Source organism: Flavobacterium chungangense LMG 26729 (assembly GCF_000735715.2).
Taxonomy (GTDB): domain Bacteria; phylum Bacteroidota; class Bacteroidia; order Flavobacteriales; family Flavobacteriaceae; genus Flavobacterium; species Flavobacterium chungangense.
In genome coordinates, this window is the sequence record NZ_JASY01000002.1 from 107,509 (window position 1) to 132,939 (window position 25,431).

25 protein-coding genes are annotated in these 25,431 nt (G+C 32.8%); 5 read left to right on the plus strand and 20 right to left on the minus strand.

From position 1 onward, the window contains the following. Positions 1-14 precede the first annotated feature (14 nt). Positions 15-1,451, minus strand: coding sequence for a circularly permuted type 2 ATP-grasp protein (locus tag JE46_RS03555; protein ID WP_031453889.1), 1,437 nt, complete (start codon positions 1,449-1,451; stop codon positions 15-17). A 364-nt stretch (positions 1,452-1,815) separates the two neighbouring features. On the opposite strand from JE46_RS03555, the gene rbfA reads away from it, so the two are divergent. The 5 genes from rbfA (at position 1,816) to JE46_RS03585 (ending at position 5,677) form a co-directional block, all read left to right on the plus strand. Then, positions 1,816-2,208: a 30S ribosome-binding factor RbfA gene (gene rbfA / locus JE46_RS03565; protein ID WP_031453891.1), complete on the plus strand. Its 393-nt coding sequence runs from the start codon at positions 1,816-1,818 to the stop codon at positions 2,206-2,208. A gap of 1 nt (position 2,209) precedes the next feature. Beyond that, positions 2,210-3,409, plus strand: a complete 1,200-nt coding sequence (locus tag JE46_RS03570) for an ABC transporter permease (RefSeq protein WP_031453892.1) — start codon at positions 2,210-2,212, stop codon at positions 3,407-3,409. A 175-nt stretch (positions 3,410-3,584) separates the two neighbouring features. After that, a complete protein-coding gene (locus JE46_RS03575; RefSeq protein ID WP_031453893.1) occupies positions 3,585-5,012 on the plus strand; it encodes an MATE family efflux transporter in 1,428 nt (475 codons plus the stop codon). 119 nt (positions 5,013-5,131) lie between these two features. Continuing rightward, positions 5,132-5,389 carry a type II toxin-antitoxin system Phd/YefM family antitoxin gene (locus tag JE46_RS03580; RefSeq protein WP_031453894.1) on the plus strand — a complete coding sequence of 86 codons (258 nt, stop codon included), beginning with the start codon at positions 5,132-5,134 and terminating at the stop codon, positions 5,387-5,389. A gap of 9 nt (positions 5,390-5,398) precedes the next feature. After that, a complete protein-coding gene (locus tag JE46_RS03585) occupies positions 5,399-5,677 on the plus strand; it encodes a Txe/YoeB family addiction module toxin (protein WP_031453895.1) in 279 nt (92 codons plus the stop codon). A gap of 39 nt (positions 5,678-5,716) precedes the next feature. On the opposite strand, the gene dusB is transcribed toward JE46_RS03585, so the two are convergent. The 19 genes from dusB to JE46_RS03680 form a co-directional block, all read right to left on the minus strand. Continuing rightward, a complete protein-coding gene (dusB, locus tag JE46_RS03590) occupies positions 5,717-6,709 on the minus strand; it encodes a tRNA dihydrouridine synthase DusB (protein WP_031453896.1) in 993 nt (330 codons plus the stop codon). 145 nt (positions 6,710-6,854) lie between these two features. Continuing rightward, on the minus strand, positions 6,855-8,141 hold the full coding sequence (locus JE46_RS03595; protein ID WP_031453897.1) for a phenylacetate--CoA ligase family protein: 1,287 nt from the start codon (positions 8,139-8,141) through the stop codon (positions 6,855-6,857). Next, positions 8,138-9,805, minus strand: coding sequence for an acyl-CoA--6-aminopenicillanic acid acyl-transferase (locus JE46_RS03600; protein ID WP_031453898.1), 1,668 nt, complete (start codon positions 9,803-9,805; stop codon positions 8,138-8,140). The genes JE46_RS03595 and JE46_RS03600 overlap by 4 nt, the downstream gene beginning before the upstream one ends. A 4-nt stretch (positions 9,806-9,809) precedes the next feature. Continuing rightward, positions 9,810-11,327 carry a phytoene desaturase family protein gene (locus JE46_RS03605; protein WP_031453899.1) on the minus strand — a complete coding sequence of 506 codons (1,518 nt, stop codon included), beginning with the start codon at positions 11,325-11,327 and terminating at the stop codon, positions 9,810-9,812. Between the two features lies 1 nt (position 11,328). Continuing rightward, complete coding sequence (locus JE46_RS03610) at positions 11,329-15,009, minus strand: 1-acyl-sn-glycerol-3-phosphate acyltransferase (protein ID WP_031453900.1); 3,681 nt, start codon at positions 15,007-15,009, stop codon at positions 11,329-11,331. 2 nt (positions 15,010-15,011) lie between these two features. Next, complete coding sequence (locus tag JE46_RS03615; RefSeq protein WP_031453901.1) at positions 15,012-16,193, minus strand: DUF2062 domain-containing protein; 1,182 nt, start codon at positions 16,191-16,193, stop codon at positions 15,012-15,014. Positions 16,194-16,211: 18 nt separating this feature from the next. Further along, positions 16,212-16,697: a hypothetical protein gene (locus JE46_RS03620; protein ID WP_031453902.1), complete on the minus strand. Its 486-nt coding sequence runs from the start codon at positions 16,695-16,697 to the stop codon at positions 16,212-16,214. Between the two features lie 2 nt (positions 16,698-16,699). Continuing rightward, positions 16,700-17,071, minus strand: coding sequence for a hotdog family protein (locus JE46_RS03625; protein ID WP_031453903.1), 372 nt, complete (start codon positions 17,069-17,071; stop codon positions 16,700-16,702). Positions 17,072-17,077: 6 nt separating this feature from the next. Then, a complete protein-coding gene (locus JE46_RS03630; RefSeq protein WP_031453904.1) occupies positions 17,078-17,683 on the minus strand; it encodes an outer membrane beta-barrel protein in 606 nt (201 codons plus the stop codon). Between the two features lie 5 nt (positions 17,684-17,688). Further along, positions 17,689-18,285 (minus strand): porin family protein, encoded by a 597-nt coding sequence (locus JE46_RS03635; RefSeq protein ID WP_031453905.1) that lies wholly within the window; start codon positions 18,283-18,285, stop codon positions 17,689-17,691. A gap of 29 nt (positions 18,286-18,314) precedes the next feature. Then, positions 18,315-18,953: a hypothetical protein gene (locus JE46_RS03640; RefSeq protein WP_031453906.1), complete on the minus strand. Its 639-nt coding sequence runs from the start codon at positions 18,951-18,953 to the stop codon at positions 18,315-18,317. Further along, the gene (locus tag JE46_RS03645) at positions 18,919-19,554 is read right to left on the minus strand and encodes a LolA family protein (RefSeq protein WP_031453907.1); all 636 of its coding nucleotides are present in this window, start codon (positions 19,552-19,554) and stop codon (positions 18,919-18,921) included. Before JE46_RS03645 ends, JE46_RS03640 begins: the two co-directional genes overlap by 35 nt. Continuing rightward, positions 19,544-20,320, minus strand: coding sequence for a polysaccharide deacetylase family protein (locus JE46_RS03650; RefSeq protein ID WP_031453908.1), 777 nt, complete (start codon positions 20,318-20,320; stop codon positions 19,544-19,546). The genes JE46_RS03645 and JE46_RS03650 overlap by 11 nt, the downstream gene beginning before the upstream one ends. Continuing rightward, a complete protein-coding gene (locus tag JE46_RS03655) occupies positions 20,317-21,375 on the minus strand; it encodes a beta-ketoacyl synthase N-terminal-like domain-containing protein (RefSeq protein ID WP_031453909.1) in 1,059 nt (352 codons plus the stop codon). Before JE46_RS03655 ends, JE46_RS03650 begins: the two co-directional genes overlap by 4 nt. Continuing rightward, positions 21,375-22,571: a beta-ketoacyl-[acyl-carrier-protein] synthase family protein gene (locus tag JE46_RS03660; protein ID WP_031453910.1), complete on the minus strand. Its 1,197-nt coding sequence runs from the start codon at positions 22,569-22,571 to the stop codon at positions 21,375-21,377. The genes JE46_RS03655 and JE46_RS03660 overlap by 1 nt, the downstream gene beginning before the upstream one ends. 95 nt (positions 22,572-22,666) lie before the next feature. Continuing rightward, the gene (locus JE46_RS03665) at positions 22,667-22,924 is read right to left on the minus strand and encodes a phosphopantetheine-binding protein (protein WP_031453911.1); all 258 of its coding nucleotides are present in this window, start codon (positions 22,922-22,924) and stop codon (positions 22,667-22,669) included. A 2-nt stretch (positions 22,925-22,926) separates the two neighbouring features. Beyond that, positions 22,927-23,541, minus strand: coding sequence for a beta-ketoacyl-[acyl-carrier-protein] synthase family protein (locus tag JE46_RS03670; protein ID WP_031453912.1), 615 nt, complete (start codon positions 23,539-23,541; stop codon positions 22,927-22,929). A 17-nt stretch (positions 23,542-23,558) separates the two neighbouring features. Further along, the gene (locus JE46_RS03675; RefSeq protein WP_051872817.1) at positions 23,559-24,224 is read right to left on the minus strand and encodes a hypothetical protein; all 666 of its coding nucleotides are present in this window, start codon (positions 24,222-24,224) and stop codon (positions 23,559-23,561) included. Beyond that, a complete protein-coding gene (locus JE46_RS03680; protein ID WP_031453914.1) occupies positions 24,225-25,364 on the minus strand; it encodes a beta-ketoacyl-[acyl-carrier-protein] synthase family protein in 1,140 nt (379 codons plus the stop codon). Between the last annotated feature and the right edge of the window lie 67 nt (positions 25,365-25,431).

Below are 25,431 nucleotides of genomic sequence, written 5' to 3' on the forward strand. Positions count from 1 at the left end.
TTTGAATGTTTATATTATTTAATAATCCAGGTGTCCTTGCTTCCGCCACCCTGAGAGGAGTTTACAACCAAAGAACCTTCAGTAAGTGCTACACGCGTTAGACCGCCCGGAACAATCTGAACTCCTTTTGGACCACATAAGGCATATGGCCTTAAATCGACATGACGTAATTTAAGCTCTCCGTCAATCAGACACGGAACCGTGCTGAGCTGAATAATAGGCTGTGCAATAAAATTTCGTGGATTGTTGATGATCGCAATTTTAGCTTCGTCGATTTCTTCCTGAGTTGCCTTGTTTCCCATAATCATTCCGTAACCACCACTCTGATTGGTTTCTTTGACAACCATGTTTTCCATGTTGGCAAAAACATGTTCGCGCTCATCTAAATTTTCCATTCGATACGTCGGAACATTTTTCAAAATAGGTTCTTCATTCATATAATATTTGATCATATCGGGTACATACGCATAAATGGCTTTGTCATCTGCGACTCCGTTTCCTACGGCATTAACCAAGGCTACATTTCCCTGACGATAAGCGCTGATTAATCCCGGAACACCAAGCGCACTGTCTGGTTTAAAAACCAAAGGATCCAGATATTCATCATCCAGACGTCTGTAAATCACATCAACTTGCTGTAGGCCCGAAGTGGTTTTCATGTACACTTTACTATTGTTAACTACCAAGTCCCGACCTTCAACAAGCGGAATCCCCATTTGGCGTGCCAGATAACTATGCTCATAATAGGCAGAATTATAAACTCCGGGAGTCAGCAAAACGACATTTGGATTCGAAACATTTCGGGGTGAAAGTGAAACAAGAATACTGTGAAAAATCATCGGATAATTGCTTACCATACTCACATGATTCGACGAAAGCATATCCGGAAAAATTCGTTTTGTAATTTCACGGTTTTCGAGCATATAACTTACCCCACTTGGACATCGTAAATTATCTTCCAACACATAAAATTCGCCTTTTGCTCCCCTGATCAAATCGATTCCGGCAATGTGCACATGGATATTATGAGGTACTTTTATACCCTGAACTTCCTGAATATAATGCGGACAGGAAGCAATTAATCCGGCCGGAATAACCCCGTCTTTTATAATGTTTTGCTCATTATAAATATCTTCCAAAAATAAATTTAAGGCCAATAAACGCTGTTTGATTCCTGATTCTATTTCCAACCAGTCTTCTTGTGTGATGATTCTGGGAATAATATCAAACGGAAATATCCTTTCTATTCCGTTTTCATCATCACTATAGACCGTAAAAGTAATTCCCTGATTCATGAATAAATCAGAAGCCTGTTTTTGTTTACTTGTCAGCGTTTTATGATTCAAACCTTGTAAAGTTTGAAAAACCTGACGATAAGAATCCCGCACGCCTTTATTAGAAAACATTTCATCCCAACCATTATGATTTAAACTAGGTGCTAATTTCGCCATACTTGAATTATTAAATAAATACCATTTTAAGTAATTTAATGAAAATTATTTACTTTTTTAATCCAAAATACAACTTTTTAAGATGATTAGTTTTCTTTTTTATGTGAATTTTATAATTTATGTCAGATTCGTTTTTTGAGGTTTTAATTTTGAAAATTTTCTTTTTTAAGGCTTTGTTTTTTTGAGATTTGATATTCTCTAAAAAACATTTCGGATGATTTTCATGTCTTTTAATAGAAATAAAAGATTTTAATTTTAGAATCAAATAGTAGAATTTGATGAAAGCAGCATTAATCGTATAAAAATCATTTGAATGTTGAATATGAAATTATACGATTGAAATTAAAAATAGTATTTTTGCAGTATGGAAACAAACAGACAGAAAAAAATAGGCGGTGTCATCCAAAAAGATTTGGTTGATATTTTGCAAGGTGAAGTGAGAAAAAACGGAATTAATAATTTAGTAATTTCGGTATCCAAAGTAAGTGTTACAACAGATTTATCTGTAGCGACTGTGTATTTAAGTATTTTTCCACAAGAGAAAGCACAAGAAACTTTAGAAGGAATAAAATCAAATTCAACTTTAATAAAACACGATTTATCTCAGCGTGTGCGTTTGCAATTGCGACGTGTACCAAATCTGGTATTTTTTATCGACGACTCTTTAGACTATATTGAGAAAATTGACAATGCTTTAGCCAACAGAGAAAATCCAATTGAAAACCGTGATCTTTTAGAAAAAAGAAGAAAATCATAAATTGAATTTCCCTCTCTACATAGCCAAACGTTATCTTTTTAGCATCAGTAAAAATAATGCTATAAATATCATCAATTTAATTGCCAGTCTCGGAATTATTGTTGGTACCATGGCTTTGTTTGTGGTTTTATCCGTTTTTAGCGGATTGAAAGTTTTCAGTCTTTCATTCACGAATGAAATTGATCCTGACTTAAAAATGACCAGCACCTACGGAAAGTCATTTTTGATTACGCCTGCTCAGGAAAATCAAATTAAAAAAATAGAAGGAGTTGCTTCATACACCAAAATTATCGAAGAACGCGTTTTGTTTTTATTTAAAGACAAACAGCAGGTTACTTATTTAAAAGGTGTTGACAGCCTTTATCCTGTGGTTAACAATATCAAAAAAAAACTTTTTAATGGTCAATGGCTAAAGCCGGACAGTTATCAGGTTGTAATTGGATATGGAATTTCACAGGATTTTTCGATGGGAATTCTGGACTTTGAAAATCCGTTGCAGGTATTTGCGCCAAAACCAGGAAAAGGAGCAATCGAAAATCCCGAAGAAGCTTTCAATAAAACAGATGTACTCCCTGTCGGAATTTATTCCATTAGTGAAGAACTGGATTCTAAATATATTTTTGCAGATTTAGGCTTGACGCAGGAATTATTAATGTATAAACCGAATCAGATTTCCGGTATCGAATTCAAATTGAAATTAAATGCTGATGAGAAAGCAATACGCTCTCAACTCCAGACCATTTTCAAAAATAAAATTACGCTAAAAAACAGAGCCCAGCTTAATGAGTCCTTATACAAAATGCTCAACACAGAAAATATTGTTGTCTACCTGATTTTTACGCTGGTCATAATTGTAGCACTTTTTAATTTGGTAGGGGCATTAATTATGATGATTTTAGAAAAGAAAGGAAACTTAAAAACCCTTTTTAATTTAGGTACCGAAATCAATTATCTTCGAAAAATATTTTTGCTTCAGGGAACTTTGTTAAGTGTTTTTGGAGGGATAATTGGTCTTTTTTTAGGTATGATTTTAGTACTGCTGCAGCAGCAATATGAATTGATTATGATTACGCCAACTTTGGCCTATCCCGTTGTTTTTTCTTTTGAAAATGTACTAATTGTAATGGGAACCATTGTTACTCTTGGTTTTGTAGCTTCTTTAATTGCCAGTAGCCGTGTGAGTAAAAAGCTGTTAGATTAGTATTTCTTCATCAAAAATATTACTTATATTTACTGCCTTAAAAATTCTACAGCATATGATTGTTTCTGCCTAATCCTAATTTTATTTTTAGAATAATTTAGGATACTTACGCTTTTACTTTTTTCAGTTCAGATTAATACATCTGGACCAATTTTATCATTTATCCTAAAATATCATGACAGAAACAGTTATAAAGAAAAATCTATTTTCTAAAATTTTTACCACATTAAAACAAGCGCTGAAAGGAGACGAATCATTTGATTATACATCCGGAAGCATCAAAAAAGCAGTAATTCTGTTAGCCATTCCAATGGTTTTGGAAATGATGATGGAATCCGTTTTTGCATTGGTCGATTTGTATTTCGTAGGGCATTTGGAACACAGTAGTTTTGCGATTCAGACTGTTGGTTTAACCGAATCAGTTTTGACAATTATATATTCTCTTGCCATTGGAATGAGCATGGCAGGGACAGCAGTTGTGGCCAGACGAATTGGAGAGAAAGATCCGGTCGCTGCAGCAAAAGCCGGAATGCAGGCCATTATTATTGCTTTTGCCGTTAATAGTGTATTGAGCATTTTCGGAATTATGTATGCGAAAGACATTCTAGTACTTATGGGATCGTCATTAGAATCTGCAGAACACGGTTTCAGGTTTACCCAAATCATGATTGGTTCCAGTTTATGCATTATGCTTTTGTTTTTAATAAACGGAATATTTCGCGGTGCAGGAAATGCTGCAATCGCAATGAAAAGTCTTTGGATTGCTAATATTTGCAATATTATTTTATGCCCGATTTTAATTAACGGTTTAGGACCAATTCCGGCTTTTGGATTAATTGGTGCAGCTTTGGCGACTACCATCGGAAGAAGTATTGGAGTAATATATCAATTATATCATTTATTTTCAGGGAACGGAATTTTAAAAATCAAAATTTCATACTTCGCTCCGGATTTTACACAAATAAAAGCTTTGGTAAAAATTGCAGCTCCGGGAATTTTACAATTTGTAATCGCATCCTGCAGTTGGATTTTCCTGGCAAAATTGGTAGCTACAACCGGAGGAGATCATGGGTCGGCAGGTTATCAGACCGCACTTCGGATTATGATGTTTTTTATCCTGCCTGCCTGGGGATTGAGTAATGCAGCGGCAACTTTAGTCGGACAGAATTTAGGAGCCAAACAAATCGAACGTGCTGAAAAATCGGTTTTTACAACAGCAAAATACAACGTGATTTTCATGGCTTCGATTATGATTATTACATTAGTTTTTGGCAACTATATTATCTCTTTTTTTACGAATGATGAAATGGTCAAAACAATTGCTGCTGAAGCCTTGCGTACGATGAGCATCGGATTTATTTTTTACGGAATCGGGATGGTTTTGATTAATACTTTTAATGGAGCAGGTGATACCTGGACACCAACCGGAATCAATTTCTTTGGGTTTTGGCTGTTTCAGATTCCGCTTGCTTATGTATTGGCAAAACATTTTAATATGGGACCAACTGGAGTTTTTATTGCCATTCCGGTTGCAGAAACTGCGATTACTTTAGCCGGAATCTTTTTCTATAAAAGAGGAAAGTGGAAACGAGTACAAGTATAAAAAATATAAAAGACCTTCAGCTAAGAAGGTCTTTTATATTTAAAGTTAAATATTCTGAAAATAGAGTTTTCAAATGTAAAATATTGTACATTTGAATGTACAATATAAAGTACTTAATTATGAAGGCAATTACTATCTCAACATTAAGAAAAAATATCAAAAATTATTTTGATGAAGTATCAGAATCCTCAGAAATAATCGTAGTTCCAAGAAATTCTGAAGAAGATGCGGTTGTAATAATTTCGATGAAAGAGTATAATTCAATATTAGAAACACAACATTTACTATCAACTAAGGCAAACAGAAAACGACTATCTGAATCTATTGAACAAATAGAAAATGGAAAATTGACTTCTTATAACTTAGATGAATTATAATGATCTTATATGGATATTTGTTTTACAAAAAATGGATGGGAAGATTTTGAATATTGGATTGAAAACGATAATGATACAGTTTTAAAAATAAAGGAATTAATTAAATCAGTTCGAGAGAATCCTTTTAAAGGAATTGGAAAGCCAGAGCCTTTAAGACACGATTTAAAAAGTTTTTGGTCCAGAAGAATTAATGGAGAGCATCGGTTGGTTTATAAAGTTTCGGGAACCAAAGGAATTGATCAAAAGTGTATTATATTACAATGTCGATTTCATTATGATGATAAATAAAATATAAGACCTTCAGTTGCGAAGGTCTTTTTTACGCTTTTAAACAAATTCATATCCTGCATAAACCTGTTCAATTTCTTTCATAATTTCGAATAAATTTTCAGGTTCATCAGTCGTAACTAATTTTTGTTTGTATTCTTTAAAGGAATGGATTCCTTTAAAATAATTCGTATAATGACGACGCATCTCTACAATTCCAAGACGTTCTCCCTTCCAGTCCATTGACCATTGCAAATGATTTCTGGCAGCTTCAACCCGATCAATAACCGTTGGAGCAGGCAAGTGCTCGCCTGTTTTAAAGAAATGTTTGATTTCATTAAAAATCCACGGATAGCCAATCGCTGCGCGACCTATCATGATGCCGTCAATACCGTATTCGTTTTTATATTGTAATGCTTTTTCAGGACTGTCGATATCGCCGTTTCCAAAAATAGGCATTGTAATTCTTGGGTTGTTTTTTACACGTGCAATATGCGACCAGTCGGCGTGGCCTTTGTACATCTGGGCACGTGTCCTGGCATGAATGGTTAAAGCCTGAACACCAATATCCTGCAATCTTTCGGCAACTTCGTCAATATTAATCGAACTTTCATCCCAGCCTAAACGTGTTTTTACGGTTACAGGCAAATCAGTACTTCTGATCACGGCTTTTGTCAAACGAACCATCAAATCGACATCTTTCAAAACACCGGCTCCGGCACCTTTGCAGACTACTTTTTTTACCGGACATCCAAAGTTAATATCGACTAAATCCGGTTTTACGGTAGAAACAATTTTAGACGAAAGCGCCATTGCTTCTTCATCACCGCCAAAAATCTGAATTCCCACGGGACGTTCGTAATCAAAAATATCGAGCTTCATCCGACTTTTGATAGCATCACGAATTAATCCTTCTGATGAAATAAATTCAGAATACATCATGTCAGCTCCGTGCGTTTTGCATAATCTGCGAAACGGCGGATCACTAACATCTTCCATTGGTGCGAGTAATAAAGGAAATTCGGGTAATTCTATGTTGCCAATCTTGACCATCTTCAATATTTTTTGCAAAATTACAACATTTAGTTCAATTTGTGCCAAATTGAGGTTAAAGGTTCAGATTTACAAAGGCTCAAAGGTTTTACATTCAGAATCTAAACCTTTGTTTCTCTGAGCCTTTGTAACTTTGTACCTAAAACTATCGGTAATCAAAAAAGCGAATTGGTTTTCGGCTCATCGGATTAAAAACTAAAGGATTTAAAGTTTCTTTTGAAGCGAATTCAATTTTTGGAGTTACTCTTAATTTAGCTCTGAAGTGATCTTTAATTTCCTGTAAAAATTCAGGTGTTTGATTTTTTACTGCAATTTTTATCACAATCTCATCAGTACCTAAATCGTTTGTTGAAATTTCAATAATATGATTTTCTATATTGTCAAAATCGCTTAAAACATCATTCATTGCAGGAGGATAAAGCGTTGTGCCTTTGTATTTTATCATTTGTTTTTTGCGCCCAACAACCGGGCCAACACGTACCGTATTTCTTCCGCATGTACAAGCATCACTATGTAATTGTACAATATCTCCGGTTTTAAATCGAAGCAAAGGCATCGCTTCTATACCCAAAGTTGTAAAAGTTAATTCGCCAATTTCGCCATTTTTTACAGGATTATTATTTTCATCTAAAACTTCAATAATAATCAATTCAGGATGATGATGACCGCCCAGACCATGTTCACATTCTGTAAAAGCAGTACTCATTTCGGTAGAAGCATAAGTCGAAAACAACTTTATATTCCATTTTTCAGTGATTTTTTTAGATAAAATATTCATCGAAAAATCTTGGTTTCTTAGAGGTTCTCCTATGCAGATTGCACCTTTTATACTCGAATTATGATAATCGATTCCATGAATTTCAGCATATTCAACTAACTTTAATAAAAAAGAAGGAACCGTTATTAAGTAAGAAGGTTTATATTTTAAAATTGAATCCCATTGTAATTCCGGGATTCCTGCGCCTACCCGAATAACGCCCACTTTTAGTTTTCGTAATCCTAAAAAATAAGCCAGCCCAGCCATAAATTTGCGGTCGATTGTAGTCATTAATTGTACGACATCACCTTCTGCAATTCCGGCACAGGCAAATGAAATAGCTTCATTATAGGCCAGTCGGTCCAGATCAGAATCAGTTAAACCAAAAGTTACAGGATCGCCCAAAGTTCCTGAAGTCGAAGAATAGTCAATAATTTTATGCTGTGGGACACATACAAAATCATCGTTGTATTGTTGTAAATCTTCTTTTGTAGTTACTGGTAAATAGTGTAAATCTTCAAGAGTTTTAATTTTCGAAATATCAATATTTTGTGCGGCAAAAAGCCTTTTGTAGAAAGGAGAATTTTGACTAATATAAGTTAAAAGCTCTGCTAATTTTTGCTCTTGAAAAATTTTAATTTCTTCTAAAGAATTTTTTTCTATTGCTGGAATCATTGTAATTTTCTTTTGATTTTTTTTAAATATTTTTCAATTGCTTCTTTATCAGGAACAGTTGTGATTTCTTTGGTTAATGCTTTTTTAAAGTTTTCCTGAGCAAACAGAAAGTTCTTTTTTTGGTAAAAATACAACCCTGCTTTATAATATACAACCCAATAATCAGGGTTTAAAGATTGATAATCCTGAATAAAATCTAACGGAACTTCCGTTTTATTTTTTAAATAGGAATCCATTTTCTGATCTTCGATTCTGAATTTTTTATAGTTCTTAAATGCGTTAGTTCCCAAAAATGGATCTTTGGCAATATTCAGGTTTTTTTCTTGAAATGAAATAATAGAGCCCGATTTTGGGTTTTTAAAAACGGAATCTAAATTATAACACACAAATTCGCCTAACTGATAAGGATTTGAAGAAACCCAGACTAATTTTTCTTTCGGCTTAAAAATAACTCCGTGATGTGCCATCAATTGATTCAGTGCTTTTTCATTACCATAACCCAATGCTATGTTTTGCAAACCTTCTTTGTTTCGTAAAATTTCTGAAGCAACTTTTGGATTAATTCTTGGATTCGCAACAAACAATTCCTGCATTCTTTCAAAGCGATATTTTGAATGGCTATTGATAATTTGCGATTCATTTCGTTTGTCATTTTTATAAGTTTCACTCTGAAAATGATTTGAACAAATCAATTGACTGCTGTTCGGAACATCGAAAACACCTAATTTTTCAGGTGAAACCTCAATCAAAATAGCTTTGTTATCCTGAGCACTTCCAATCATAATTGACTCAGATACAAATACTTTTCTTTTTTTTGCAATAGCAATCGCTTCATCAATATTTTTAGCATATTGTAAAATCTCACGTGTCAGAATCGAAATAGGTGTCTTGGCAGTCAATGGAATTTCAGATTTTCCGGCATTTATGGTTATCGTCAAACCTTCTTTATTCATTCCGGAAACAGCACCAACCATTCCGGGCCAGGTTACCATCATAAAGGGATGTCCTTCTTTTGGATTTATAAAAGCTACTATTTTATTTTCGGCAAAAGCCTCATTTACATAAAAATCAAAATTACGCCCCAGAATTAAATTACCATCTTCAGATTTTTCGCCCCAGGCGGCAAAAGAAGAGCAGCCTACCAAAGCCAAATCCTGTAAAGCGTGACCAATATCATGTGCAGCATGAAGGTACAAACTAAGCTGGTATTGATTGGCGATGTTATCAAAATTATGAGAAGTGTATTGTGAAACTCCGTAAATTTCTGTTTGATATTCATTTGGTACATTTTGATATAATTTTCTGTTGTACCATTTTAAAAAACTTCGAAGTAAAGCTTGTTGAAATTTTGAAGGAATGATATCTTCAATTCTGGAAAAAAAAATCTGTTGCTGTTTTTTTAGCAGTGAATCGGATAAGGCTCCGGTTGTCAGGCCAATTTCCAACGGATCACCTTCTACATATAATTCCCAAAGGCCTTGTTTGTTTTTTGAAAAAGAATTTTTTCCAGAAATAAAAACGGAATCTGATTGTTTTATTACAGAGGGTTTTTCAGTATTATAATTGGTAATATCCGGCCGATGGTGCATAGACTTGGATGTTCCGCATGCAACAAGCAGCATTAAAAAACCGACAAGAAAATAGATGTAAATTCGGTTTTTCATATCTCTATTCAGATTCCTGATTAATTTTGTTGACCAGATATTCTTTTCCAACAATTTCAGAGCAGGTGACAACTGCTCCAATAGTAACGCCCAGAACACCATGCATGTTAATTCCCTGACCGGTTAAATATAAATTATCTAATTTGGTTTTTGGAGCTATAAACGTTTTCATCGGATTGTTAGAATCTTTTACATAACCATACATATTGCCATTATGCCCGCCTATATAATCACGATAGGATAGCGGAGTAGAGGTATGTACAGATTTGATGCAATCTTTAATCCCTGGAAATTTTATTTCAATTTCTTCTAAAAAACGGGCTGCTTTTCTGGATTTAAATTCTTCATAGCTTTCGCCACGATCATTTTTTTCTGCAGTAGTATTAAAAGTATTTACCCACGGTAATAAATCATCATATTTCATGTATGTGATAAAAGTCATGCCGTCTGCATATTCTTCTTCTTTTTTTGATGCATTCATAGAAGCCATATATGCTTTTGGCCACGAATCGTCATCATACTCGTGAGCAGTCCAGACTTCTGTACTATTCTTAAAATGATAAAAATTATGATTGATATACTTAAAAGTTCCGGGTTTAAAAACAATATAGAGGCTAAAAGCAGAAATTACACCTTCAAGACTCTGGATCCTGCTATAAAAAGATTTTCTGAAATTTTCTTCCCCTACCATTTTCAAGGTAGTTTTAGGTTCAATGTTCGATATAAAATAGGTTCCGGAAACCTCAGTTCCGTCTTTCATTTTGGCAGAGGTCACTTTGTTGTCTTCTACACTAAAATTAGTAACTTCCTTGTATTTATAAAATTCGCCGCCATGTTTTTTAAGTTGCTTTAAAAGCTGTTTTGTGATTTGGCTTCCTCCGTTTATACATCGCCATGAACTTTGTATATAAGAATTTACAGAAAGAGCATGTACATAAAAAGGCGATTTATCAGCAATTCCGGCATATAAAAAATTTGATCCTGCTAAAACAGCTTTTAGCTTTTCATTTTGAGTAAACTGATCAATAGTTTCTTTGGCATTTAATGTCAGGATTTCACTATCATATTTTCCTTCCCATTGTAAGTTGTACAGTGGAAAAGAATCACAAGTTGATCTCACTTTTTCGCAATAATTGGTAATAGCTTTTTTTTCTTCAGGGAAATGTTTTACCAATTGATCAACAAAATTCTCATAGCCCTGAGCATGCGGATATTCTTTGTTTTCATCTTCAAACGAAATAACATCAAAAGCATCTTCGTCCATTTTTTTTAAATTTAAATGATCGATAATGCCAATATACTTAAAGTATTTGTACAAATTTTGTCCTTCGCTTAATCCTCCGATATAATGAATTCCGGTATCAAAAATGGTTTTATCACGTACAAAAGTCTGAAGATTTCCCCCGTATTGATTATTTTTTTCGAGTACACATACACTATAGCCTTCCTTTGCTAAAATAATAGAAGATACTAATCCGCCCAAACCACTGCCTACAATTACAACGTCATAATGCTTTTTCATCCTAATTTTTCTTTAATATGACTATTGAATTTTCTTCTAAAACACATTCAAAACCTAAGTTAATCAAAGTAGTTTTTAAACTTTGACAATTCACTAAGATTATATTGCAAGAGGTATAAACAATTTTTTCAATATCGTTATTGTAATTTTCTTCCGAAATCAAAATAACATCATATTGGTTTTGAATAGCTGTTTCCAGATTTTCCTGATAATAAATTTTTCTTTTTGTAACGAAATAATTGTTTTTTGCAACAGATGTTTTTTCTTCATCTGAATTATAAGAATATATTTTTCGTTGGGGTTGCTGTAAAGCCAATAATACATCTAATTGCCCATAATCATTAGACAAATGTAATATTTTCGCTTTAGCCGAAATATGCTTGTTTAAATGGTAATAGATTTCCAGGTGTGTTTTTAAATTGCTTTTTATACTATTTATAATTTCTGCTTCTTTGTAATCATAACTGTTTATAAGCATTTTTTTGAAATATTCCGGACCTTCTAATTCTTCACGGACTTTTTGAAATTCGATTTTAAAAAACGAACTCAATTGTTTGGTTCTTTCCGTATAATTTTTTCCGTACGAAAGATTATCAGGTGCAATTCTTTCCAAAACAGAAACAGTAAGATTGGTGTCATGAATTACAAAATCACCTTTTGGAATTGCTTCAGATGCACCGTGAATAACCAAAGGAAGAATGTCTAAATTAAACTGCTCAGCAAGATAAAAAGCACCTTTATGAAAGCGTTTAATCTCATTACTTTCTGAACGGGTTCCTTCCGGAAAAATCATTAATGAATATCCTTCGTTTATTTTTTGACGTAAATGTTCAACCCCGCCTTCAAGACCTTCTGAAACAGGATAAAATCCTGCTTTTCTAACCGTAGCGCCAAAAATAGGGGAGTTGTAAACCCAGTCATTTACTAAAAAAATAATGTTTGGGCTTAGCATTCCGCATATTAAAATGTCTAGAAATGAAGAATGATTTGCAATTATAATAGCCGGTTTTTCAAAGTTCTCATTAAAGGGATTAATGACTTTTTTATGAAGAAACGGATTTGAATATAATACCGATTTCATAAATTTTGAAATCGCATATCGAAACCCTTTCATTTTAGTTTTTTCATTAAGGGGAAGAATCGGCATAATGACTAAGCTGAAAAAAGACATTAAAACACCACCAAATCCATAATAGAAAAAAGAGATTATACCGTGAATGAAGGTTCTTAATTGAAATGGAGCATTGCCATTTTTTGGGCGGTTCGAAATGAATAATTTAAACAGAATCGGATAGAAGATAAAGGTAATGATGAGTGCGGCAAAAACACCTATTAATGAAACTGACGAAATAGATTTTAATGCCGGATGCTCTGCAAAAATCATGGCACCAATTCCTAAAATGGTAGTAATTACTGCCAAGATTATTGAGGTTCTGTAAATTGCAACTTCATTTTTCCCGGTTGTATATTCTTTTTGGAGTGCACTCGTCATGAAAATACTAAAATCGACCCCGTGACCAAAAATAAGTGTACAGACAATCATGCTGAAAATATTCATATGAATATTAAAAATACCCATGATACCGGCAGTTACAATTCCGGTTAAGGCAATAGGAATGCAGCTTACAATAACCAATTCGATTCTTCGGAAAAAGAAAAACAAAATCAGAATTACGGCAATAAATGAATAATTTACAAGCGAATTGAAATCGGTTTTTAAAGTACTGAAAAACGTTTCATTCATTTGCTGACGATCTATGGCAATCAGATTTTGTTTCGTTTCAGCCAATTTTACAAATGCGTCACGTTGTTTTGGAGCAACTTTTACTAAAGTTGAAATCGTAAAAAAACCATTCTTTTCGGTTACAAATTCATGTAGTTGCAGCGCTTGAATTTTTAGATAATCTGCTGCTGAAATAGGTTTGAAATTAAAATCTAAATGGTCAAAAAACAGAGTATATGTTGTAGGTTTAAAACCTAATTTTGAACCTTCAGAAATTAAATTAGATTTTAAAAGTTGTTTTTTATTGGCATCCCAAAAAGAATTCCATTTATTAATTTTATCTTGTTGTTCTTTTTGCGAAAGCATAATACCGCCAACCGAACTGAAATTTAATATTTTATGCTGTTGTTTTGCTGCAGATAAATCTGAAAAAAGGCGGGTGTTGTTTTGCAAAACTTCCTCCATACTTTTTCCGTATGATGCAACATATATCGTTTTTGAAGTTAAACTGGTGCTCTCTTCAAGATCTTTTTCGGAGGCTTTTATTTCTTTAGGCACAAAATTCAATTGTGATAAATCATTGTTAAAACCAACATCGTTATAAGTAAAACAGCAGATAATCGTAATCAGAACACAAAATCCAATTAGGAATTTATTATTATGAAATGAAAAATGTGCCAGCTTGTCGATTACATTTTTCTTGTGTTCAAGATTGTTTTCTTTCGGTTTGTATAAATGCGGAACAATCAAGAGGGAGAAAAATGCAGAAGCCATAACAATTACAGCAGCAAAAATTCCTAAGTCATTAAGCGCCTCCGATTTCACAAACAGCAAACATAAAAATGCAACAGCCGTGGTTGAACTACTCATAATCAAAGGCATAGTAATGTCTTTGTATAACGTTTTTACATCACTGTTGTGTTTGTAATGTGTAAGGATATGTATGGAATAATCAATCGTGATTCCTAATAGAACAGAACCAATTCCTAGTGAAATAGCGGAAATTTGTTCTTTTACAAAAAATAAAAAAGCAATGGCAAACAGAGCCCCAAAAACGGTTGGAAGAAAAATGATTAATGGGATTAATATTTTTCTGTAAAATAAAATCAGGATCAACATCAAAGTTATCATCGCGATTGTTGTCGTTAAGATAATATCGCTTTTAATTTGATTGGCATTGGCAACTGCTATCAAAGCTGAACCAAAGTAACTAATTGAAGTTTTTGTCCTGAATTTCTGATTTAGATTATCCTGAATTGATTTTAGCTTTGCAGCAAAAACCGTATTTTTTTCAGTTTCGCTTGATGGCAGATTTGATGTAATAAAAAGAAGTAACTTCTTTTTGTCTTTGGTCATCACAAAGCCATTATCAAGTGTAAAGTCATCACCAACATTTAGCTGTTGCAATTTCTTTAGCGCCATAAAAGAAATCCCAAGCGGATCCTGCAAAATAAAATCTTTGGTAACAAATCCCGAAGGAGAGATAATCGATTTATAATTTCCCTGAACGGTTCCTGCAATACTATCTTTATCGAGTTTGTTTTGAATAGCGGCATAATCTTTACTTTCAAGAAAAAGAGGGAGATTGTTGTAAACAAAATCAATTGTTTCCTGAATGTTTTCTTCGTCAACCTTTCCCTGAATACCCGTTATGTATGGCTTACATGATTTAGAAACACTATCTGAAAAAACGGTTGCCATTTCTTTTAAATCTTCACTGGTCCCGTTTTTTTCTAACTTGAAAATAACTGTAATCTTATCAGCAAAATTAAGCTGCTTAAGTACTTTTGCCGTAACATCAGATTTCTCGTTCGTTGGAATAAGTTTGGTAATATCTTCTTCAAATTTAATTTGAGAAGCAAAAAAGCCAAAGACAAAAAGCATCAAAAAAGCCAATAAAACCGACAGGGATTTTCTTCGGTTAACAAATAAATGAATGGCGTAAAAATAGTGATGCATGTTTATTTTTTGTTTTTAGTTGAACTAAAAAAGGTTAAAAGTAAATAACTCAAAAGACCTACAGTTAGCGAAGAAACAGTTGCTAAAATAAGACTTCCAACGATATATTGAGTTGCATTTTGCTGAATATCGTCAAGCGTAAGTGAACTGTCTAAAACTAAAGATGTTTCATTGGGTACAAAATAACTTCCCATTTTTAAAGACCCGTAAATAATAAATGGAATAAAAGGAGGAAAACTAACATTTGAAGACAGATAAGCGATGACTTTATTGAGCCTCAGTAAAGCAGCAAAAGTAAAAAGTAATACGGTTTGAAATCCCCAAAATGGAGACATGCCGATAAAAATACCTAATGCAATTGCAGCAGATTTTTTGAAATTAGAATCATTGCTCTCTAAAATGTCTTCAAGAAAAAACCTTTTAAAACCTTTTTTTTTTGCTTTCCGAAAAAAGTCTCTGGGCTTGATATACAAAAGCGCATTTAAAACCAGAACAGTATTTAGAATACTGATTCTGGTAAAATCTTTAAAAGGGCGAAAATGTGAAACACGTTCGGCAGGATCATATAAAATCTCAATTGGAATATTTTTTACCAAAATACCTTTCCACGCAGAACGAACAATGACTTCAATTTCAAATTCGAATTTATTGGTGTAATATTGTTTTGGAATTAATTTTAACGGATACAATCTGAAACCTGATTGCGTATCATCAAGTTTAATCCCGGTTTCAAACCAAAACCAGAAATTTGAAAATTTATTACCAAAACTACTTTTCTTAGGTACATTTTCCTGCGTCATATTCCTGCTGCCAATCAATAAAGAATCAGGTGTTTCTTGAATTTCAGCAATAAAATTTGGGATGTCAGAAGCAAAATGCTGCCCATCAGAATCAATTGTAATGGCATATTCAAAACCTGTTTCAATCGCTTTTCGAAAACCGTTTCTCAAAGCCCTTCCTTTTCCTAAGTTTTTAGGATGATGAATTTGAATCAGATGAGAATATGATTTTAAAATTTCACTCGTTTCATCAGTCGAACCGTCATTAACAATTATGATATTTGTAGTGTAATCTAAAACGGAATCCAGCACTTTTTTTAACGTTTTGTGATTGTTGTATGTTGGTACAATTACACAAAAATGCGTTAAACTTAGTAGCTCCTGCTGTAATAAAATAGGTTTCATTGATTGTATTTTCTTTGCCTACTTCAAAAATTGCCTCTCTTTTTCAGAGAAACTTTTAGATTGTAATATAAAGTTTTTAAGATATTCTTTTAAAGAGTTATTTTGCTCATCATAATGGTCAGTTATGAATTTTTTATCTTCTTTAATATTTTTTTTATAACCCGTAATAGCAGGTACATTTTCCTGAATGCTCAATCGGATCATTCTGATTTCGATATTGTTGGGGTCAATTTTTACAGTAGATTCAAGAAGTTTTGCACCTTCTTTAAAGCGTTCCATTTTTGCGCCTAATTTTTTTTCAAATTTAGAATCCAGCAAAATAGAAGCGGCTTTGTAAGCCACCAAAATTTTGTCATCATTGCCAGATATGCCGGCAAGTTTGTCTAAAAATTCTTTAGCATTGGTTTCTGATTTCGAAACGTCAGTATACATTTTGCGAATGGAAGCCAAATCAGGGTTTCCTGCAAAATTGAACCATAGTATAAATGTTAGCAGTAGTTTCATAATTACATTTTTTTATACACGTTGCTTAGTTTCAAAGCAACGGTGTCGTTAAAATAAGTAGTGTTTTTTACTTTTACCAAATCATCTTCGGTAGTTACAATATCAAGTTCTAAACGCAATTCGGGAGTCATTTGAGGATTAATAAGTGCCATGAACTTTACATTAGCAAGTGTTTGAATCACCAAATTGGCTTTTGTAATGGTTTCAGTAAGTTCTTTAATAATCTGAATCATGCAAACGCCGGGCATAATTGGATTTCCAGGAAAATGGCCTTTGAAAACTTCATGTTTTTCGTTGACCAAAATCGTAAAATTGTACTTAGAATCTCCTGTTTTTTCTTCTGAAAGTATTTTGTAAAAATTTTTTAAAACCATATTTTTTTATTTACCAAAGGCATACGAAACACCCAATTGAAAACTCACATTTGTATTATAATCTCCAAACAAATAATCGCTGTTATTATTGCTGCTGTAATAATCACTGTCTATAACATCAATTAAACCTTTTTTGATACGAGCTTCAATAGTTAATCCTGTCAAAGGCACTTTATAACCAAAACCAACAACGAGAGCTAAATCAGCATCAGACTTTTCATAGCGTAAATTATCTCTTGTTCTAAAATCCAGAGTTGGACCAGCCTGAACCTGAAAGCCATTAAAAGTGAATTTATTGATCATCGCAATCGAAACATAATCAATGTTTAAATTTTTTGATTCCACAATTTCTTCGCCATCATTAGTATAACCAACAAAAGTTTTAACGTTATTAGAACCCTGTCTGCTATATGTAATTTCAGGCTGTAAAGCATAAATCCTCGTTAATTTAATTTCGCCAAACCCTCCAATATAAAAATCACTTTTATAGGATGAACGTGTATTTGAAAACGTTGAAAAAGCAGCTCCGGCTCTTAGACCTGGTTTAAATGTTACCTGGGCATTTATTGAGTTTATGAATAAAATAAAAACGATGGCAATTAATTTTTTCATATTTCTTATCTTCCTTTAAATGTATAACTAATACCAATCTGCAGTACCTGATTTAAAATAACTTCATCATAATTTCCGTTATTATTATCATCATAAACACCATCATAACCGTAAATATCAATAAAACCTTGTTTAATTCTTGCTTCAAATGTTAATCCGTTTGGTAACGTATACCCAACGCCTCCAACTAGTGCCAGGTCAAAACCTTCAGGATTAGAATTGATGTAATTATCATCAATTTTGAAGTCTAAAGATGGCCCTGCTAATACGTGAAATCCGCTTCCGTTAAAGTTAAACTTAGCAACGGCTCCAACTGTTATATAATTTAACTCATAATTTATATCTCTATAACTGCCATTATCAAAATATTCTACTTTATCGCCTTGTCTTGAATACGATAATTCGGGCTGCAATGAAAAATACTTATTGAATTTGATGTTTACTAATCCACCAAGATAAAAATCTGTTTTGGTACTATTGTCGTCAATATTGGTTAATGTAGAAAAGTTTACACCCCCTCTTATTCCCGGACTTACTTTTATCTGTGCTTGTGCTGTTATACCTATAAATAAAACAAATGCAATTAGGATTGATTTTCTCATTTTAATTGATTTAAAGTTTATTAATGATTTTAATTTTCTGATTTAAAATAATTTAACTCGATTTTTAGCTTTATATTTTGATGAATAATCTGAATTTTTTCAGCAAAAATATTGTTTTCTGAATTAAAAAGAACAGTAAATTTTTCTTTTGTTTTAGATGAGTGAATCACTTTTTCTAACTTTTGGTCTTTCTTGGTCAGAAACAGGTAATTATCACGGTTTTTATCTGCAGATTTATAAATGTTAAAAAAATCATTTTCAAATTGTTCCTGAATTAAATATTCTTTTTTTAATAATAGACGGAAATCTTCTTTTAGAGTATTAATTAAAATTTTCCGGTCTAATTCTGATACAATCGAATTAATTTTAAAAGTTGTTTCGGAAATTTCAAAATCAAACAATTTGTTACCAAACTCTGTCGTAAAAACAATCCGGTGTGTTGTATCATTTATTTTTTTGGCGATGAAAATTCCAGACAATTCATTTCCATAAACTGTAATATTGGTTTTATATACATAATCTGTTTTTGAATCTGAAAAATAAGGAACCTCGTAAGATGTTCTGTCTAATTTTTTTGGTGTATAACTTTTTGTGAACGGGCTACAAGAAAATAGGGCCAGCATCAAAAAGCTGTTAATTAGTAAATACTGAATCGTCGATTTTTGCATTGATCACTTTATTTTTAAGTACAATTCTGGTATAATCATCTGATGACTCCAATAGTTTTACTTGCACAACGGTAGCCTCTTCTTTATCAAAAGTAAGTTCGATTTGTTTGATGTATTTTTTTAGTGTCGCATCTTTTGGAATAAATTTAGCCAGATTTTGTCCTTTCAGTTTAAAGTATGAAATCGTAAATTCTTTGTCATCAAACATATTGCCACTTACACTGCCCACAATTAATTTATTGATGCGGCCAAAGATTTTGCTGTTTCCAATATCAACTGCACTTTTCTTTCCTTCATCATTAATCAGGATTTTCCCGTTTTTGAAAACGATACTGTAATTGTATGGTTTTTTATATTGCCATTGAAGCAGATTTGGCTCTTTAAAAATCATTTTTCCGGATGTTTCAATATCTTTAGATAAAAAGTCCAAATGCTTGTACTGCATAAAATCAGTACTAAGGGTTTTTATTTTCTTTGATACAACATTTACATCTTCTTTAAATGAAGCTATTTCTGCAACAGTCATTTTTTGTTCCTGAGCTATCAAAGCTGTTTGACAAATGCTGAAAAATAGAGTAAGTAAAAATAGTTTAGTCTTCATATGGTTTAAGATTCAAAAGTTCTTCGGTCGAAATCACTTTGTAATTATTTTGTTGTAAAAATTGCAAAAACTGTTCCAATACCAAAACAGAGTGTGAAGCCGTATCGTGCAAAAGTACAATTCCGCCGGGAGAAACCCGTTTTATTATTCGGTTGAAAATTAATTTTTTATTTTTTGTACCACCATCAAGTGACCGGATATTCCAGCCAATAACTTTGTGGCCGGTTATTTTTAAAGCCCTCCGAATCGATGGGGTGGTAACTCCGTAGGGTGGCCGAAAAAAGTTAATTTTTTTTGAAGTTAATTTTTCTAAAAGTATATCTGTTTTTTGAATTTCTCCGATAATTTTTTTCGCATTATAAAAATCAAAAAAAGGAGAATGTCCGTAGGAATGATTTCCAATCAAATGACCTTCGTCTATAATTTGTTTTACAATTTCAGGATATATTTCAATGTTTTTTCCGATGCAAAAAAATGTCGCTTTTACATTATATTTTTTAAGAAGATCAAGAATTTCTAAAGTATAAATGCCAGGTCCGTCATCAAATGTAAGGGCAATTTTTTTCTCCTTTTCTAAAGCATTCCTGCAAAAAGCTTTTACATGATAGTTTGACGATATTAGAGATGAACCGACAAGATTAAATACAAACCAAATAGAAACAATAATAGCAAACCACCAAAAATTAATTGCTGTATAAAGGTTCAGAAGAAGCAATAAAAGCAATAAAAAAATAAAAAATAGTGAGATGTTTTTATGCGTTATCATTTTGAGATTAACGTAAAACTATGATTTTTTCCGTTTAATTGATTGTATAACAAAATAGTATTATAAGCAGGTTTTTCAACTGAATTGGCTTTTATAATTTCTGGAATTTCCTGTGTTTTTATAATTTTTGAGGCCATCCATAATGCAAAAGCCGAAGCCGTATCGTATTCGCCGCTTAAATGTTTATAGTATAAAACAGGTGTTTGTGCAAAAGCATTTTCGGCAAGATTTTTATAATAAATTTCAAAATCGATATTTCCATCAAAACCTAAAACTAAAGCATCAATATCAGAAATTTCCAACTGATTTGACTTTAAAAAAGAAGTAATTTCACTTTCAACTTCGTTTTCTTCCAATGTATTTATAATGGCAATATCAAGAACTTCTGCATAAGTGTTATCTTTTCGTTCATTTTCCAATACAAAAAAGCTGGCACCTTCTCCGTAAACTGACCCGCTTGTCTTGGATTCTAAAAGATTATAAGGTTGTTGATTATCTTGTTTGATACGCCCGTATAATTTAAAAAGTGCTGTTGTATACTCACCATTCTCATCGATACCACCAACTAAAACAGATTGTGCTTCTTGTTCTTCGATTTGCATTTTAGCATCTAAAAGGGCAGATTCAAACGAAACGGCTCCGTTTACGTAGGTAAAATTATAACCTTTACATTGTTGTAATAAAGCGATTTGAGCGCCAACAGTGTTATGTGTTGACTGAATAAATGAAGTTGGAGTTAAAAATTCTTCATTATTATCCAGGATATTTTTGAGGAATTTTTCTGAATCTTCTATACATCCTAATCCGGTTCCGGTTATAATAGCATCAACTTTTTCAATTTGCGCGTCTTTCATGGCAATTGCCGAAGCTACGATTCCGTTTTTTATACCTTTTGCCATCCTTCTGCTGGCTGCCGGTGAAATAAAATCTTTATAAGCCGGAGAAACTATTTTAAGAACATTCTCATCATTATTGTGTATAGCCTCTTCTAAAAAAACAGTATCAAATGTTTTTTGAGTCGAAATGCAACCTATTCCATTTATATATGTTTTCATTAGCTTTTAGAAAATATAAGAGTTGAACAATTTCCACCAAACCCAAAAGAATTTGATAAAACGTGTTCGATATTTTTGTTTTTTAAAATAGTTTGTGGTTTCAGATCAAATTCCTCCATTGGAGTTTCGAAATTCAAGTTAGGATAAATGACATTATTTTGAATCGCCAAAACACTGTAAACGGCTTCAATTGCTGCTGCCGCTGCTAAAGTATGACCCGTAAATGGTTTTGTAGAACTAAAATCCGGAACTTTTTCATTTTCATAAATTCGGAGTAATGCTCTTCCTTCAGATAAATCATTGTTTGGCGTTGCGGTTCCGTGAACGTTGATATAATCAATTTCAGAAGGTTTTAAGCCCGAAATTTCAAAGGCTTTTTTCATTGCCAAATAAGCACCGTCGCCGTTTTCTGACGAAGCTGTTTGATGAAAAGCGTCGTTTGCATTTCCGTAACCTGAAACGCGAGCCAAAACTTTTTTGTTTTGTTTAAGTACAACATCATCTGATTCTAAAACCAGATACGCTGCCGCTTCACCCAGATTCAAACCTTTACGGTTATTGTCAAAAGGTTTGTTGTAATCATCAGATAGAATCATCAAAGTTTTGAAACCATTGATGGTGAATTTTGCCAAAGCATCAGTTCCGCCAACAATAACACGATCCAGTTTTCCGGTTTTGATTAACCGGGCACCTAACATAATCGCGTTAGCTGCAGATGAGCAAGCCGTACTTATCGTTGTAACCATTCCTTTTAAACCTAATTCCTCAGCAATTTTATCTGCAACATCGCCGCCGTCGTGACAACTAATATATTTTATAAGTTCAGCATCTTTGAAATAATCGTAATAATATTTTTCAGTCATATCCATTCCGCCAACACTGGTAGCCGAAATAAGACCTGTTCTAAATTCATTTATCGATGTAATTCCGGCAGCTTTAACAGCTTGTTTGGCAGCATAAGCACCAATCATTGCTGTTCTTGAAAAATTATTATCAGGTGTAAGTTGCAATTCATTTACCAATTCATCATTGGTTTTTTTAATTTCTCCAACTTTAATAATATCGGCATGAACGGTCGGAATATTCTGAATTCGGGAAACACCAATTTTATTTTCGATTAGCGAAATATAATTTTCTTCGACTGAATTTCCAATCGAAGAGATAATTCCCATTCCGGTTATTGCGACACCTTTCATTTTAGATTGTTTGATTATTGGACTTTAAGATTGTCAGACTTCCAAATTGCTTAAATAAAATATCCAAGAATCTAAAAATCTAAACATCTAATGATCTATTTCGTTCTGTTTGTATTAATGTAAGCCGCCATTGTTTCAATTGACTGGAAAATTGATTTTCCTTCTTTCGGGTCAACTAATTTGATTCCGTAATCTTTGTCTAAAATTACGATTAATTCAAGTGCGTCAATTGAGTCTAAACCTAAACCGTCTCCAAACAAAGGATCGTTATCGGCAATATCTTCAATTGCTATATCTTCAAGATTTAAGGTTGTAATAATTTTATTTTTTAATTCTGCTTTTAATGCTTCCATGATTATTTAATGTATAAAGTATTGATCGTTTCGTTTATATATTTTGTGTTTTCTTTACTGCTTATGGTGCAAAGAAAAGCTTTGTAACTGTCATTAAAAAATTCAACCCATCCGCAAAGAACCGTATCTGCTTTATTTGAATTTAGAAGAATGTTTGAATAATTCGACATAAATTCAGGATTGAAGGCCTCAAATATAAAGAAAGAATTTTCACTTTTCAGCTGATGGCGGATACTTATTTCACCCAGACAAATATTTGGAAGCGTATAAACAAAAACCGCCGGACTGGGAAAGTAGTTTTTTTTGTCTGAAATAGATTCCTGATATTTCACATCCGTATCTAAACTTGATGATTTATTGGCCAAAACCAAAGCGATATTGTTTTCTGCTTCAGAAGAAGTTATTGGGCTCAAAAGCAACTCTGCACCTAAAAAAGCCAATTTGCTCAAAGCATCCATTTTGAAAAACTTTGGGTACTGCATTTCAAAATTACGATAAGCTTGTTTAGAGAAATCGCCAAAATCGGTTGGTTCAATTTTGAATATCGTCTCTCCGTCCAAAACAATTTCGTTGTTTTCGATTTTGATATAAGAATGTATGTAGGTGTTTTGAGTCATTTTTGAAAAAAGTATTATCAGGAATTATTTTTTTTTAAAATTCCTGTTGCAAGTGAGCCATCTGTCAAAGTAGCTCTGTAAACATAACTTCCGTCACTAAGAATATCGATAATTTCGACATAGATTTTTCTGCCAATAAAAAAATCCAGCCTTTTATTACTGCCTGTTAAATAGGTTAAAATATAATTTGTGTCATTTGGCCACTCAATTTTGAATTTAGAGGTTTGCTTTTGATTTTTTTCTATCTGAAATTCATCATTACGTATAATTGTAATTTCAGGAAAAGAACCGTCTACATATTTATAAGTGCCTTTTCTTAATTCGTAACATTTGGAAATTTTTGAAGAGTCGAGTTTGTTATTTTCATATTTTGGATTAATAAATATAAAATTATAATCATGACACTCATTTCTTTGTTCGCTATCCGGAGAGAAATAAATGTTTTTAAGATCATCTATAACCTCTTTTATTTTCTCTTTATTTTTATAAGTTGTTTTTTCAGGAATAATAGCTACGGAACTTACATTTCCAAAATTATCTACACAATAGTTAACAGACAAAATCTCAACATTTTTTGAGTCATCAACAAAATATTGTCTTTGTATTTCATCAGCGTTTTTTCTGCATCCAACAAAAGTGATAATCGAAAAAAAGAGTACTATAAAGTTTAGTGTTTTCGTCATTTACATTATTTTTTCAAAGATTACTGCTGTATTACACCCTCCAAATCCGGAAGCCGTTTTCAAAAAATAATTAATTGTTGCTGCTTCATTTCTCTCAATCACATGGATAGGTTCACTAACACCAATTTCATCAAAACCTTTCGATTCAAAAAGCATATTTTGATTTGTCGATTCAATTGCAATTACTGTTTCCAATAATCCTGAAGCACCTAATGTATGACCATAAAATCCTTTCAAACTATTTATCGGAACATTTTGTAACCCTAAACGGTTAAATGCAATCGCTTCCATTTCGTCATTAAACGGTGTTGCGGTTCCGTGTGCTGAAATATAATCTAATTTATTGCTGTCAATTTGAGCTTCTTTCAACGCATTCTGAATACTTCGAAACAAACCTTCGCCAGTTCTTGAAGGGCCAGAGATATGATTTGCATCGTTTATTGAACTGTCTCCAATCACTTTTATTTTAGCATTTCCGGCTTCCGCCGAAATTAAAACAGCCGCAACTGCTTCCCCCAAACTTACTCCGGTTCTGTTTTTAGAATAGGGCTTACAAGGCAAATCGCTCATGGCCTGAAAAGCATTAAAACCAGACAAAACAAATTCTGAAACTTCGTCGCCGGCAATGATAAATATATTGTCGTAAAGCTCTGACTGAATCATTCTTTTGGCAATCGAAACTGCCAAAATGCCCGAAACACAGGCATTTGAAACTACAATAGGCTGCGTTTTAAATCCGAAGAAATGAGCAACATTTTTTGCTAAAACATCTAAATGTGCGTTATTAAAGCTTTCTTCAGAATGATCTTGTAAAGCCGTAACATTTCCTTTTGTAGTTGAAAGGATAAAAGCTGTTTTTGAATTTAGCTCTATTTTAGAATTTTTGATAATTGGCTCTAAAGCCAAAATCATCATTTTTTCTAAACGGGAATATTTGGTTTCAGTACTGATTTTTTCAAAAGCACTTTTTATTTTTTCATCAGAAATAATAGAAGCATAAAACGGATTCGGCATCAAGGAAATATCCTGGTGCAATTGAATTCCTGAATCGCCACGCAAAATCGCTTCGATGTTAGATTCAACATCAAAACCTAGAGGTGTGATACAATTCGTTTCGTTTATATATACTTCTTTTATCATTTTGTGATTTTTGTTCTCCTTCAAGGTTTTCAAAACCTTGTAGGTCTGTCTGGAATTTACATCTACA

Coding starts and splice junctions, on each gene's coding strand:
- JE46_RS03555 (WP_031453889.1), bottom strand. CDS start 1,451: ATGGCGAAATTAGCACCTAGTTTAAATCATAATGGTTGGGATGAAATG.
- JE46_RS03580 (WP_031453894.1), top strand. CDS start 5,132: ATGAAGGCAATTACTATCTCAACATTAAGAAAAAATATCAAAAATTAT.
- JE46_RS03655 (WP_031453909.1), bottom strand. CDS start 21,375: ATGAAAACATATATAAATGGAATAGGTTGCATTTCGACTCAAAAAACA.
- rbfA (WP_031453891.1), top strand. CDS start 1,816: ATGGAAACAAACAGACAGAAAAAAATAGGCGGTGTCATCCAAAAAGAT.
- JE46_RS03595 (WP_031453897.1), bottom strand. CDS start 8,141: ATGATTCCAGCAATAGAAAAAAATTCTTTAGAAGAAATTAAAATTTTT.
- JE46_RS03615 (WP_031453901.1), bottom strand. CDS start 16,193: ATGAAACCTATTTTATTACAGCAGGAGCTACTAAGTTTAACGCATTTT.
- JE46_RS03575 (WP_031453893.1), top strand. CDS start 3,585: ATGACAGAAACAGTTATAAAGAAAAATCTATTTTCTAAAATTTTTACC.
- JE46_RS03585 (WP_031453895.1), top strand. CDS start 5,399: ATGGATATTTGTTTTACAAAAAATGGATGGGAAGATTTTGAATATTGG.
- JE46_RS03645 (WP_031453907.1), bottom strand. CDS start 19,554: ATGAAGACTAAACTATTTTTACTTACTCTATTTTTCAGCATTTGTCAA.
- JE46_RS03670 (WP_031453912.1), bottom strand. CDS start 23,541: ATGACTCAAAACACCTACATACATTCTTATATCAAAATCGAAAACAAC.
- JE46_RS03680 (WP_031453914.1), bottom strand. CDS start 25,364: ATGATAAAAGAAGTATATATAAACGAAACGAATTGTATCACACCTCTA.
- dusB (WP_031453896.1), bottom strand. CDS start 6,709: ATGGTCAAGATTGGCAACATAGAATTACCCGAATTTCCTTTATTACTC.
- JE46_RS03605 (WP_031453899.1), bottom strand. CDS start 11,327: ATGAAAAAGCATTATGACGTTGTAATTGTAGGCAGTGGTTTGGGCGGA.
- JE46_RS03630 (WP_031453904.1), bottom strand. CDS start 17,683: ATGAAAAAATTAATTGCCATCGTTTTTATTTTATTCATAAACTCAATA.
- JE46_RS03650 (WP_031453908.1), bottom strand. CDS start 20,320: ATGATAACGCATAAAAACATCTCACTATTTTTTATTTTTTTATTGCTT.
- JE46_RS03640 (WP_031453906.1), bottom strand. CDS start 18,953: ATGCAAAAATCGACGATTCAGTATTTACTAATTAACAGCTTTTTGATG.
- JE46_RS03610 (WP_031453900.1), bottom strand. CDS start 15,009: ATGCATCACTATTTTTACGCCATTCATTTATTTGTTAACCGAAGAAAA.
- JE46_RS03675 (WP_051872817.1), bottom strand. CDS start 24,224: ATGACGAAAACACTAAACTTTATAGTACTCTTTTTTTCGATTATCACT.
- JE46_RS03625 (WP_031453903.1), bottom strand. CDS start 17,071: ATGGTTTTAAAAAATTTTTACAAAATACTTTCAGAAGAAAAAACAGGA.
- JE46_RS03620 (WP_031453902.1), bottom strand. CDS start 16,697: ATGAAACTACTGCTAACATTTATACTATGGTTCAATTTTGCAGGAAAC.
- JE46_RS03665 (WP_031453911.1), bottom strand. CDS start 22,924: ATGGAAGCATTAAAAGCAGAATTAAAAAATAAAATTATTACAACCTTA.
- JE46_RS03660 (WP_031453910.1), bottom strand. CDS start 22,571: ATGAAAGGTGTCGCAATAACCGGAATGGGAATTATCTCTTCGATTGGA.
- JE46_RS03600 (WP_031453898.1), bottom strand. CDS start 9,805: ATGAAAAACCGAATTTACATCTATTTTCTTGTCGGTTTTTTAATGCTG.
- JE46_RS03635 (WP_031453905.1), bottom strand. CDS start 18,285: ATGAGAAAATCAATCCTAATTGCATTTGTTTTATTTATAGGTATAACA.